The organism is Shewanella sp. YLB-07, assembly GCF_009377275.1.
Genome location: NZ_VOQB01000016.1, coordinates 1 through 13,592 on the forward strand (window position 1 = coordinate 1; position 13,592 = coordinate 13,592).

Below are 13,592 nucleotides of genomic sequence, written 5' to 3' on the forward strand. Positions count from 1 at the left end.
CAATGGTGGCACCACTTCCTGATTGATAGAAAATGGTCCAATTCACTTCGCTGCCATCTTGTATGGCAACATACGTTGTGTTATCGGACAAAGTCGCCGTGGCAGTAAAGGCTATTGAGAAACCTGCCGCCACACTGTCGGTATTCGATGTGACTACAACGGATGTGACTGTCGCATCGGTCACGGTAATGGTTTTATCGGCAGTGTCACTCCACGCAGTCGAGGTGCCTGTAGCCCGCACCGTGATCTCGCCCACTGAATCTGTCGCAGTCGTGAGTATCCCTGTCTTAGTATCGATGGTCGCACCACTTCCTGATTGATAGAAAATGGTCCAATTCACTTCACTGCCATCCTCTAAGCCAGTATGGGTTGTGCCATCAGATAAGGTGGCTGTGGCAGTAAATGCTATTGAGAAGCCCGCCGCCACACTGTCAATATCCGACGTCACCGCGACTGACGAGACTGATGCATCGGTCACGGTAATGGTTTTATCGGCAGTGTCACTCCACGCAGCCGAGGTCCCCTTAACCTGCACAGTGATCTCGCCCACTGAATCCACTCCAGTGGTTAGCACCCCTGTGTTGGCATCAATGGTGGCACCACTTCCTGATTGATAGAAAATGGTCCAATTCACTTCGCTGCCATCTTGTGTGGCAACATACGTTGTGCTATCGGATAAGGTTGCCGTGGCAGTAAATGCTATTGAAAAGCCCGCCGCCACACTGTCAATATCCGATGTGACGGCAACGGATGTGACTGATGCATCGGTCACGGTAATGGTTTTATCGGCAGTGTCACTCCACGCCGCCGAAGTGCCTGTAGCCCGCACCGTGATCTCACCCACTGAATCCACTCCAGTGGTTAGCACCCCAGTCTTAGTATCGATGGTCGCACCGATTCCTGGTTGTGAGACGATAGTCCAGTCCTCTTCACTACCATCCTCTAAGCCAGTATGGGTTGTGCCATCAGATAAGGTGGCTGTGGCAGTAAAGTCTATTGAGAAGCCTGCCGCCACGCTGTCGGTATTCGATGTAACCGCAACGGATGTGACTGTTGCATCGGTCACGGTTAAGGTTGCGGTTTGATTGAACTCAATCCCATCAGCCATACCCGAAGCAGTAATAGTCACCTCACCCGGCATGACGCCAGTAGCAAACCCTGTTGCAATCTCTACCGCCGCGATAGCGGTATCACTGCTACTCCACGATAGTGTAGGATGCGTGGTGACATCTTCGGTAGAACCATCTGACATGATGGCCGTGGCCTCATACTGCTGGTGCAGCCCTACGGGAATGGAAGCTGTGGCCGGAGTGACTTGTAACCCTACAATAGGGTCCCCTAAGTCTGGGCTCCCTAAAAGACCATCATCCCCATTACACGCAGTAAGCATCAACGAAGCCAAAAAAAAGAACGCGTATTTAAAGTAATTCATCATTGTTCATTGCCGCTATTAATTGATGTCTCGTTGCTCACTTCTTCTGTGATTGTTTTTTCAAACGTGATATCTACACGTCTATTTTCCGCACGACCTTCAGCCGTTTCATTGCTCGCAGCAGGGGAGGACTCCCCTTTACCGATTGCAGTAATACGTGATGAGCTAATGCCGTTTTGTATCAAATGGTCTGCAATGGCGTTCGCTCGCCTTTCTGATAACCACTGATTGTATTTCGCACTCCCTGAGCTGTCCGTGTGGCCCGTAATCTCAATGCTCCCTTCACTCGATAGCTGCAACTGCGTTATCAACGCCGTGAGTTGGGCGCTGGCTTTAATGATTGACGAGTCAAAATTAAACGTAGCACTCGGCTTTAAAGAAACTTGGGTGGTCACCAGCACCCACTCTACGACAGGCTCAACCATCTCAGGGATTGGCGCTGCAATAAACTGCCTCTTCTGACCAAAGTGATAACTCAAACCCAATGACACAAAATGCATGTCAGCCTGCATCACCTCTTCATCTCCTATCCCATCGATAAACTGGTATTCTCCGCGAAGCGACCAATTCTTAGATAATCGATAATCCAAACCCACCGCAGACACGATCCCCCACTCATTGGATGTCTGCGCGTCACCCCAGGTACTCTCTTTATCAATGCCTTGATAGGCTGCACCCACCCTAAGGTAAGCATCCAGATGCTCAGAAACGTCGTAAGAAAACACACCCGACAGCTCACTTCCCCAAATATCGGCACTGACATTGTTCACACCGTAACTCGCGTCAGGAGAGCCATAGTCAGTCACAGCAGCCTCAAGCGCAAACCAAGATGTGAACTGATAACCCGCATACAAGCCATACCCGAAGGTATCATCATTGCACACTGAACTATCACTTGAACACGCACCTTCAACGTTCGTCCACCCTCCGCGCAAACCAACATAAGCATGTGCATTATTTTGACGTGTATCAAACCATTCTCCAAGGTTCTCATCTTGAGCTACATTCACGGTATCCGCCTGTACATAAGACATTGCCCAAAATAGCAATAATATTGGTGTAGTTAGCAAGTATCGTTTCATCGGTGTCATCCTACAAAAGAGTATTGTTAATAAAAAATGTCTATCACGTTACATTTAACCTGTCGCTTTACACAACAGAGTAATTAATTGAGTCAACGTATGGTGTCTAAGTGTTCATCAATCAAACTTAAAATTCGATTTTTAAACCACTGAATAATTGGGTCGCTATGTACTCGTGCATGCCAACATAAATAATTGATAGCACTCTTTGCCTCCGGAATATGAACCCGTAATAAATGCTGGCGCCAAAAAGGATCATGAAAAATCCTTTCAGGTACAAAACCAACATGCTGCCCAGCTAATAATCCATGTAACATCACCGTCATCGAATCACTGCTAAATGTGACTTGTCTAATGCAATCAAGCTGAGTAGCAAGTTGATCTATTACTGACTCCAATGAATCTGATGAGCTATACTCCGCAGTTGCATGAGACAAAATTTGTTTCAACGTCGGCTTGTTAATGGCTGAAAGTGGGTGACTATGAACATACACAGCATAATTCTTAAGGTTAGGAATCACACTTCCATAAATATTTGTCGGCGGGTGTTCACTGGCAACGGTAGCTAAATCTAATTCACCCCTCTCAAGCATCGAAAACACCTGACGAGATTTATTCATGAACTCTAACTCAAGATGAGGAGCTTCACTTGCCATTGTTCTTAATATTAACGGCATAAATTGTTCTGCCTGATCATCTCGAAATGCAATGCGGATCGCCCCTCGGAGATCTGATGCATCGAAAGGCGATTGCAGCATAAGGCGCTGACTCATTTGTAGCCATTGATGTAAATTGGGTAACAGCGACAGCGCTTTATCGTTAGCTTTGATCCTATGTCCTTGTTTAAAGAACAATTCATCATCAAAGTAAATGCGTAACTTCTTTAAATGCTTGCTCATTGTCGGTTGAGAAAGCCCGAGACGTTCTGCACTAACTGAAACACTTTGCTCTTCGATCAACACGGCTAAACTCAATAACAAATTAAGATCACATGCTTGTATACGTTCTAATATTGAATAATGCACTCCCCTTCTCCCTCAATCGCACAGTATTGTAGGCAATAACAGAGCAAGCTCATTGCGTAACCATTTGTTAACTTCCGCATGTTCACTATAATCATTCCAAAACAGTTTTAATGCATGTTGCTCTGCGTGTCCTTTCCATTGGAGCGCGGTACGGCACTCACCATCCAGCACCTTTGCCGCATAGTAAGGCAGCCAAGCCACTGTATTAGGAGCACTCAAGGCATTCATAACCGAGCCTAACAAGCAAGACCTCAAAACGATCAGTTCATCGAGAGACTTATCTGCAACAACTGATGATTTTTCACAGCCGAGATGTGTATACACCAATCGTTTTAATTCCTTATCTTGTGAAACGTGACCCATTGACACATCTTGATAAGTAATATAGGAAATGACCTTATGATTAAGGGCGTAAGGGACTCTGTCATAACAGCTAATAACAAAGTCAACCTGTCCTCCTCGTAATTTTTGAAAACTATTGTGATCTAATAAGTTAATTTGCAGATTTAATTTCGGCGCTAAAACCTTTAAATGCTCGATAATTTTTACCGTGCAGAGTCGAGCACTGACATCATCCATGACCAGTCGTACGGAGCCTTGGGCCGTTAATGGAGAAAACCGACGGTTTTCAATCGTATCAACCATGAGTGCAAAGATGGGTTCAAGTGATTGTTTTATCTCCTGAGCTTTATTTGTCAAAATCATGCCGTCTTTAGTTTTAACTAAGATGGGGTCATTAAATAGATGCCGAAACTTTTTTAACATTTGACTCATAGCGGGCTGAGACACTTTCAGTTTTTTTGCAGCATTTGTTACATGCATTTCTTTTAATAAAACTGCTAACATGGGTAAATAATTAAGATCCAGATGAGTCAACTCATCAAAAGACTGATTCATATTGTTCATAAGTAAATTTTCGATAAATACAAAAATAGTAGAACAGAATTCAAATTAAGCTAAATTTGTAGTAGAAAAATTTGATATCTAGAATCAAAACATCTCTGTTTGAGGGCATCCTGCCAATTTATAGATAAAAACTAAATTTTATTATGAGCAAATTTCCTACCCTTTACAACAAGGCGCTTAAATATGCAACATAAGTGCGAGGAATACAGGAGGAGTTCAAGGTAAGAAAACAGGTTCTGTCTCATCTTTGAGAAACAAAGTGATCGCAGTTTCCTCCACGTGCTGTTTGGCCGCTAAAGAATAAAATTGATCCCATGGCGTCATAATTTCAGTTGTGTCCATCTTTGCTCGACAATATTATTTAAATATTTAACGGCCAAAATCTCAATCATAGACAGTATATGTCCAGATAACCAAAGACGAATATTGATGGTATCTAATGCTGCAGCATTCGCACCACCTTTATCAATAACTACCTTTGTCAGATAAGCCATGTTGGTTCATGGCTTTATTTAAAAAGGCCTGTGCCGCTGACTCATCAAGGGTTTCACTCAAATAAAAAATCAATAATAGCGCCGTAGTTATCCACGACCCGATAATAGTAAATCCAGCGATCTTTAACTTTTATATAGGTCTCATACATTCGCCAAGAGCCAAATACTCGGCGCTGTAACGTCCTGAATACGGCTTCGAGTTGCAGCTCATATTTGATAATCCAACGGTTCAGGATTGAGTGGTAAAAGTGGATATTACAATCAGCGAACATCTCCTCAATGTCACGGTAACTGAGTTTATAAGCCAGATAATAGCGAAGCGCCTACATGATGATATTTGGTAGATAATGTTGAGAAGTTGATGGTCATGCAGTGAATGCTCAAAGTTAATATCTGAACATCATCAATATTTTAGCTTGCTTCGTCAACTTTGTGACAGGACCATTGAAATGGATGCTGACATTTTTGAAAGAGCTGCTAACAACTTCAAATGATGTTGTCATAAAGCAAAAAACCGCCGATTAAGGCGGTTTTTATTTTCCTAACGGTTACGTGTGGTCAATACGTGAACACCAAAACTATGGTGCCGATATAAATCAATAATTTACAAGGTTACAGCAAGCCGCAAAGGCGGCCTTTCTAAAATCAATGAGTCTGCAGGAGTGTTTAAGGCAATTGCGTTCGAATACGCTGCAGATAGCTTTGTTTAGTCGTCTCGCTCCAGGTATCACGACCACCATCGAGCACTTTACCACCTAAGTCATCAGCGAGTTGATGCGCAGAATTAAGCATAATCGAGAAGTTCATCAGAGGATCACCATGGCAAGGTAATGTCATAAATAACACCACACCTTCTGTACTGAACTGTTCCATTTCATCTGGATTGAAAATACCAGGTTTCACCATGTTCGCCAGCGAGAACAACACCTTACCTGTGCCTGCATTGTCTTCATGACGATGGAAAATGCTCATGTCACCGAACTTAAAGTTAAGCGTTAGCAAACTAGGTAACAAGTCGGTGCCATTTAATGACGCATCTTCAGCCGCAACAACATGCAGCACCAATACATCTCTGGGTTCGGCTAAGATATCTTGCTCGGCAACTTGAGGCTTTGTTTTAGCCTGAAGTTTTGGCGCGGCCTGTACTCTAGGCTCTGTCACTGGTGTGGCGTAGATAGGGGCTGCTGTTTCTACAAAAATCTCGGCCTCTGGCTGAGCACTATCCGTCTCAAACAAAGAGCTTTGACTCGGCGCTGCTTCCTGTCCAAGCCCGAGTTCCATCTGATTGAGATCGTCAGAATCCTGAACTTGAGCAGATAATACCGGCTCTTGTCTCTGGCGGTTCATCTTCTGCTTCGGTTGATCTGACAATGAAAAATCACTCTCGCTCTCAATTGTCATTTCCACATCACTCAGGCTCTGTGCCTCTGCTGCAGAATTAAATTGTGGCTCACTCTTTACCGTATCGGAATCAAGCGGATCGGTAAGGACTTCATCGTCTAAATTCAGTTCGCTTTTACGAACCCTGACTTCACCAATACCGTCGACATCGAAACCTTGTGAGTCCCGATTTGCGGATTGATCTTTGTAGAAGCCCGACATGGGGCTATCTTTCAATGATTTAGGTTGTTGCTTTCTAATGGACCAAAAACCATGCACAAGTACGGCGATAATAGCTATTGCGCCTAAAACGAATAATACAAGTTGCAAATTTTCCATTGGGTACCCTGTCTTTCCTATGTTATCCAGCGTCGGCCAGTGCCACCGCTTCATCAATATCTACAGCAACTATGCGTGAAACTCCGGGTTCATGCATAGTGACTCCTATCAGTTGATCGGCCAATTCCATGGTGATCTTGTTATGACTAATAAAAATAAATTGCACACTCTGAGACATCTCTTTCACTAATCGACAGAATCTATCGACATTGGCGTCATCCAGAGGGGCATCAACCTCATCTAACATACAAAATGGTGCTGGATTGAGCCTAAAAATCGCAAACACCAATGATAATGCGGTTAACGCTTTTTCTCCACCAGAAAGAAGGTGGATCGTGCTATTCTTTTTACCTGGCGGTCTGGCCATAATAGTCACTCCGGTCTCGAGTAGATCATCATGGGTCAACGCCAGCTCGGCACTGCCGCCGCCAAAAACTTTAGGAAACAACAAACCCAAGTCTTTATTCACCTTATCGAAGGTATCTTTAAAGCGACTCTTGGTTTCCTTATCTATCTTACGAATCGCCTCTTCCAGACTGGTCAACGCCGAAGTAAGATCCGCATCTTGGCTATCTAAATAGTTCTTTCGTTCACTTTGTTGTTCATATTCTTCGATAGCGGCCAAGTTGATCGCACCTAGATGAATAATTTGAGCTCTGATCCTTTCTAACTCTCGTTGACGAGTCTGAGCACTTTTATTCAGATCCAGCGAAGATTTAACTTGTTCCAACTCAATATTTTGCTCTTTTAGCTGCATCAGTTGGCTATCAGCCTGACCTTTCAAGCCTTCGCGACGTAACTTTAACGTGCTGATAGACTGAGTCAAGTTTTCTGTCTTGCCAAGCTGTTGTTTTTTCTTTATTCCTGCACTATCACTCGATTCTTGCAGTTGAGTCTGCTGCGAACGAAGTGAAGCTAATTCGACTTGCTTAGTTTGTTGCTGTGCCAGAGCCTGACCTAACTGCTCTTTTAAAGTGCTCAGGCGGCCATCTTCACTGGCCACATTTTGTTCAACCAACTGATGTTCAAGCGCGGACTTAGCTAAGGTCAGCTCCTCGATGCGAACACCTTGCTGCTCGATAGACTGCTCGTTGAGCGCCAGCTTAGTCGTTAATGTCTGACATATTTGGCTCAACTCACGATCCTCTTGTTGCAGCTGCTTGTATTTATCTTTACAAACACTCACCGAGTCCACTCGTTCCTCAAGGCCTTGAACTAAGCGAGTTTGCGCTTGCTCACCTTGCTCCAAGCTAGATTGCGCCTCATTCAGGCGAGCCTGAATACTCACCTCACCCTCTTGCAGCTCGTTAAGCAGGGCTTTTAGGCGAGCGAGTTCAGAGTCAAGATGTTCACGGCGACGGTTTCGCTCTTGATTTCGTTGTTTATCCGCTTCTATCTGCACGCTCAAGCTAGCAATGGATACATTGAGCTTCTGTAGAGTCTCAATACCCGATGACAGCTCTATTTTTAGCGGCTTGATATGGGCATCTAAGTCATGGCCCTGACGATTAAGATCATTAAGTAAGGACTCGCTATCATCAATGCTGACTTCTAACGCTTCTTGCTCACACTTAAGTTGGACCAGGGAACCTGAATCAGTGCCTTTCTTGATCACGAAGCCTCTGCCTAACAGATAGCCATCCGCGGTCACTATGCGTTCGTGCTCACTTATCCCGCCAACCCACTCTTTAGCCTGCTCCAGGCTATCGGCCCATTGAACCTGACTCAACCAAGGTGAGAGATTCGCATTACTGCTCAGCCCGTGCCACTCTTGGTGTACTAGGCCTTCAAAGCCAAATTCCCCTTTGTCCACACCCGCTGGAATTTTCAGTAAACCGTCAAATATCAGCTCTACTGCTTTCTCCCAACCTGGCTGTACATCGATAAGTTGCCATAGGGCTTTAGTCCCTTCTTGACTCACATCATCGGGCAATAACTTAGTGACTAAGGCCAAACGCCCCCGCTCTTCGGCGAGAGATTGACCCAGGGCTTCCTGCTTAGCCTTGAGGTTAATTTGGGCTTGTAGAAGTTCGCTTAGCTTGTCGTCATGTTCATCATTGAACTCGCCTTGCTCCATGGCATCGCTGTGCCATTGAGTCAGCCGAGAAATATTATCTTGCTCAATCTTAGCCGCTTCTTGTTCGAGGAGCCCGGTAGCTTCTTGCTCTATCTTAGTAAGCTGAGTCCTTGTCTGCTCCAACATAACGCCTTGATGTGACAATTTGCCCCTTGAGACTTCATGGGCCAGACGATACGAGGATACTTTTTCTTTGTGTTCGGATAACTTGGCTCTTGATTCTCCGGCCTTAAGCTCATGCTCACTCAAGTTACTGGTGACCCGTGTCAAGGATAAGTGTGCCAGTTCAAGTTGCGGCTGCTTGAGGGCCAAATCGATCCTCAATGTCTGCTGAGAGATTTCATCAGCAGATAATTTATCTTGATGTTGCTTGAGTTTATGCACGATACCCGCAATACGTTGCTCGACATGTGAGTCTTGCTGCTGACGGTGCTTAAGATCTTGCTCAAGTTTAGCTATCTGAGTACCAGAGAGATAAAAAGACTCGACGCGCTTTTGCTCTTCACCATCGAGTTCTACCAGTTGCACATTGAGCCGAGTCAGCTCAAGCTCTGTGCGCTCCTTCTCGGCCTCAACTTCCGCCTTGGCTAACTCGAGACGATTTACGTCCAGGGTCAGTCTCTCAGTTTGATCGGTTAACTCTAAGTAGCGACTAACAAACAACTCTGAGTCTAACTGGCGCTCAGATTGTTTCAGCTCACGATATTGCTTCGCCGCCGTGGCTTGCTCAGCTAATTTGTCTAACTGTCGACCCAACTCTGTTCGGATATCACCGAGACGCTCTAAGTTCTCTCTGGTATGGCGGATGCGATTTTCGGTTTCACGGCGACGCTCTTTATAACGAGATATCCCCGCCGCTTCTTCGATAAACACTCTCAGCTCTTGGGGCTTAGACTCGATTAACCTTGAAATAGTCCCCTGCTCGATAATCGCATAGCTTCTCGGGCCAAGACCTGTGCCCATAAATAGATCGGTAATGTCTTTACGACGACACTTCTGACCATTTAAAAAGTAGCTTGAGTCTCCGTCACGGCTGACCTGACGTTTAACCACAATTTCCTGATAACTGGAATATTCGCCCGTTAACCTGCCATCTAAGTTCTCGAAGTTCAGCTCGACACTGGCCACAGAAACTGGACGGCGAGCCGTCGAGCCATTGAAGATAACATCGGCCATGGAGTCGCCACGCAGATGTTTAGCCGAGCTTTCGCCCAACACCCAACGTACGGCATCTATGATATTAGATTTACCACAACCATTTGGGCCTATGATGGCGCTTAAGGGGTTAAGAAAGGGGATCTTAGTTGAATCGACAAACGACTTAAATCCAGCAAGTTTTATCTGTTTGAGTCTCATGGTGCCAGTTAGGTCGTTTCCGGTAAGAATAAACTAAATTTAATTTTACCGAACTGAGCTTGTTTAGAGTTGATTTTCTGCGGCTACTCTACCAAAACGGGTAGGTTTTTGTCACGTTTTTATTGAGCTAGAGGCTATATACCAATCAGTATAAAGATGTGATCGCTCAGCGAGAGTTTAGCGCTTCAGAGGCAAGGCAATGAGTGAAGAACATAGTTATTCTACGTTTTAGCTCGTTAACACAGCATCTGAAGCGCTAAAACTCGCCTTTCAGGAGTGTTTTTGGCCGCCTACTTCTTCGTTGAATTACTTCACAAGGGAGCACCATCCCATTATCTATTCACCTTGAATTAGTTTGCCAAAAATAACTCTGAGTAGATCACTTTCTTATATTGATTGGTATTACTACTTGTCATCATCATGCGGGTGGAACACAATCTCGTTAAGTTTACATGGAACGGTGATCGAATCTATTTATGAACCCCAAAACAAACCAAGCAACGACGAAGAGCGGAGTGAACTATTTCCTCGATGGATTTAGTCTGATCAAGACTAAAGGGCTGAGACGCTTTGTGTTTATCCCCTTGATGATTAACCTGGTCATCTTTGCCAGCGTCATCTATTTTGCCATAGGTCAGTTAGAAAGTGCTTTCGCCTGGGTATCGGGTCAACTCCCTGAGTACCTTAGTTGGCTCAATTTTATCCTCTGGCCTCTGGCCGTGATCACCCTACTGGTGGTGCTGTCTTTTCTGTTTAGCTCTGTGATGAACTGGATTGCCGCGCCTTTTAATGGCTTACTCGCCGAAAAGGTCGAGCAACACCTGACAGGTAAAGATCTCAATACCGGTACCACGGTAGACTTAATTAAAGATCTGCCACGTATCTTGGGCCGGGAATGGATAAAGCTTAAATATTACCTGCCCAGGGCCATCATCTGCCTAATCTTGTTCTGGGTCCCTTTTGTCGGTCAAACTTTTGCCCCCATCATCTGGTTCCTGTTTAGTGCCTGGATGATGGCGATACAATACTGTGATTATCCCTTCGATAACCACAAGGTACCCTTCCCTGACATGAAATTTGCCCTCAATCAGACCAAGGGAACGAGTTTCAGTTTCGGCGCGGCCGTCACCCTATTTTCGATGATCCCCATCGTTAACTTTATCGTGATGCCAGTGGCTATTTGTGGCGCGACAGCCATGTGGGTCGATAAATATCGTGAAGCCTATAAACACCCAGAAATTGCGCCAGAGTAACGTCTCGGGTTTACATTTTATTCTGAGCTCAGTTTCATTTAGCTGTTTGATGTTTTGGGTTTGGGTTTGGGTTTGGGTTTGGGTTTGGGTTTGGTGCCATTTGGACTCAATGCATAAGTGCACTTCTACTTTGAACAAGGGTGAGCGGTTATTAATCATCTACTATGGGTACAGTACAAGGATTCACTAATGTCGTATTCACATGGTCAGAGATATCTCAAGACATTTCCCATCTGACCAACACGGACGTGGGAAATGCCTGAGTGATATCTGGAATATCTCAGGCCTTATGGGTCAGATGTGAATGACCTTAAAGTGCAAACACTTCTGCGACACGGTGAATTTGGCATAGCCAAGTGCTTATGAACGAGAGGCAAGGACGCCGAACTGGCCTTTAGGTAGGATATCATTCAAGCACCCTATAGCCTCTGCCGAGACATCCTTGCCACGGAAGGTCACAGCCGCGTTTACACCTGTTATGATTTCGAGAAAGTTATCTCTTCGATTTGAATATATTTTTCTATGTGAAATGTGTGGGGTTTTAGCACGTTTATGGACCGAAATGATTTAAGTCTACAAGTGCGCATAAATAGAAAAACTGTTAAATACCGCCCTTTGGGGAGGTATTTAACAGACTATTTTCTGGCGCACTTTGATTAAGGGGATGCTTTCCTCCTTAAAACTTTCTTTAGTCGGTTGCAGTAGGATCAACACACTGGTAAATCTCACCAACAGATGACGATTCTAATAATTTATGCGTTAACCTTGCAACTTCAGCTCGTGTTATCACGCCATGAACTTCCACTTCTTGTGACAATTCTCCGTTATTTGTCATTGCGCCATCTAGTAAACCGCCGGGACGTAAAATAGTAAAATTTAAGCTACTACTTTTGAGCCACGCCTCAGCAAGTGATTTTTCCCGTACAGCACTACCAAAACCTTGTTTTGCACGCTCAGATAAGTATTTCCATGAGTCGCCACAACCCAGTGATGTAACTAAGAGAAAACGAGAGTGGGAGTACTTTTCTAATGCATTAATAAGATTACGGTGCCCAATATAATCAACAGGAATATCAGCGCGAAAGCTTCCCATTGTAGAAATATTTATCACATCTCTAGGTAGTTGACTGACAGCATTTTCAACTTGATTGCTGTTTGTTGCATCACATGAAATAGCCGTCAACTGGTATTCTGCGATCTTAGTATTCTTATCAGGGTTTCTTGCAATAGCGATTACGTTAATACCTTTTTGATGATAGTAATCAACCATTGCAGCACCAAGCCCACTAGCTGCTCCCCATATCGCGATATTTTTCATAATGTTAATCCATGCCGTTAGAGATGATAATAGTTAGTATTAATGTATATTGTTTTATATCCTATTTTTACGCGATTGTTGTTGTAAAATATAACGACCTGACTTCCCCCACACTAAACAGCTTCGCTGCACAGGCGAATTTTTTTATATTCTTAGCTGCCGCTATATCACGGTCATCGGACGAACTAGCCCTAATTTACATCGGGAATTTATCTAGTCAAGGATAACCATTTAGTTGCACATCCAGCATAAGAAACTTTCATTCAGTATCACCAAGGACAAGATCCTTTAAGTGCTATAACAGCATTTTAGCAAACGAATCATTACAATTTAATAGGCTAAATGGAGCCTATCTTCATGATTGTTAAACCTTCGATAAACTATTTTTTAATATTTTTGCCATCGTATTACCAGATTTTGGTTTATGGGGTTCTTTTAAATGTATTACATCGACAGAATCAGAAGTAAATTCAAAAGCCCTACCAAAACCTCTAAAATACAAGCCTCCAATGGGTTTTAATAAAAAAACTTTAAAATCTGTAACATCCATAAGCCCAGAGGCAAATGTACCAAGATGCTTTTCAAATAACCCTCTTAATTTATCATCCTTTTCTAACTCTTTGGGTTTACAGAGTATTGTCACCCTTTTACGAGAGAAAAGATTTTGCTTTACAGTGCACTCACCAACGACAATGACTGAGAGTTCACTCCCTGCTTCATAATATTTTGTTTGCTTGGCAATCTTAGTCGACAATATATAAAAATGTCCCTCATGGTAAAAAGTGGGGTGGGTACAAATAAACGGTTGATGTGTTTCACAATCGAATACAGACGAGGTGATCTCTGCCGCATTCTTCATTAAACCTTCTATGTCATTTTTTATATCACTCATTCTAATTTCCTTTATCTTACTTAAAGTATGGTTTTATC

Annotated in this window: 9 protein-coding genes and 1 pseudogene; 1 reads left to right on the top strand and 9 read right to left on the bottom strand. The window is 43.9% G+C overall.

The window, feature by feature from the left end; translation table 11 throughout:
• The 7 genes and pseudogenes from FS373_RS26090 to FS373_RS26120 all read right to left on the bottom strand — a co-directional run.
• The coding region (locus FS373_RS26090) for an Ig-like domain-containing protein (protein ID WP_194165937.1) at nt 1–1,390 on the bottom strand (1,390 nt) is incomplete at its 3' end.
• Nucleotides 1,391–1,431: 41 nt separating this feature from the next.
• Nucleotides 1,432–2,514, bottom strand: a complete 1,083-nt coding sequence (locus FS373_RS26095; RefSeq protein ID WP_227993276.1) for an OmpA family protein — start codon at nt 2,512–2,514, stop codon at nt 1,432–1,434.
• Between the two features lie 92 nt (nt 2,515–2,606).
• Complete coding sequence (locus FS373_RS26100) at nt 2,607–3,539, bottom strand: LysR family transcriptional regulator (RefSeq protein WP_322619572.1); 933 nt, start codon at nt 3,537–3,539, stop codon at nt 2,607–2,609.
• 12 nt (nt 3,540–3,551) lie between these two features.
• Entirely contained in the window at nt 3,552–4,436 is an 885-nt protein-coding gene (locus FS373_RS26105; RefSeq protein WP_185977008.1) for a LysR family transcriptional regulator, read from the bottom strand.
• Nucleotides 4,437–4,771: 335 nt separating this feature from the next.
• Nucleotides 4,772–5,268, bottom strand: a pseudogene (locus FS373_RS26110) (IS6 family transposase); the annotation flags it as partial.
• Nucleotides 5,269–5,605: 337 nt separating this feature from the next.
• On the bottom strand, nt 5,606–6,658 hold the full coding sequence (gene zipA / locus FS373_RS26115) for a cell division protein ZipA (RefSeq protein ID WP_144046034.1): 1,053 nt from the start codon (nt 6,656–6,658) through the stop codon (nt 5,606–5,608).
• Between the two features lie 22 nt (nt 6,659–6,680).
• Nucleotides 6,681–10,091, bottom strand: a complete 3,411-nt coding sequence (locus FS373_RS26120; protein ID WP_152830923.1) for a chromosome segregation protein SMC — start codon at nt 10,089–10,091, stop codon at nt 6,681–6,683.
• Between the two features lie 476 nt (nt 10,092–10,567).
• Between FS373_RS26120 and cysZ the strand changes: the two genes are divergently transcribed.
• A complete protein-coding gene (cysZ, locus tag FS373_RS26130; protein WP_144046032.1) occupies nt 10,568–11,344 on the top strand; it encodes a sulfate transporter CysZ in 777 nt (258 codons plus the stop codon).
• Between the two features lie 688 nt (nt 11,345–12,032).
• On the opposite strand, the gene FS373_RS26135 is transcribed toward cysZ, so the two are convergent.
• A complete protein-coding gene (locus tag FS373_RS26135) occupies nt 12,033–12,662 on the bottom strand; it encodes an SDR family NAD(P)-dependent oxidoreductase (protein ID WP_144046031.1) in 630 nt (209 codons plus the stop codon).
• A 364-nt stretch (nt 12,663–13,026) separates the two neighbouring features.
• Nucleotides 13,027–13,554, bottom strand: a complete 528-nt coding sequence (locus tag FS373_RS31705; protein WP_194165938.1) for a hypothetical protein — start codon at nt 13,552–13,554, stop codon at nt 13,027–13,029.
• Between the last annotated feature and the right edge of the window lie 38 nt (nt 13,555–13,592).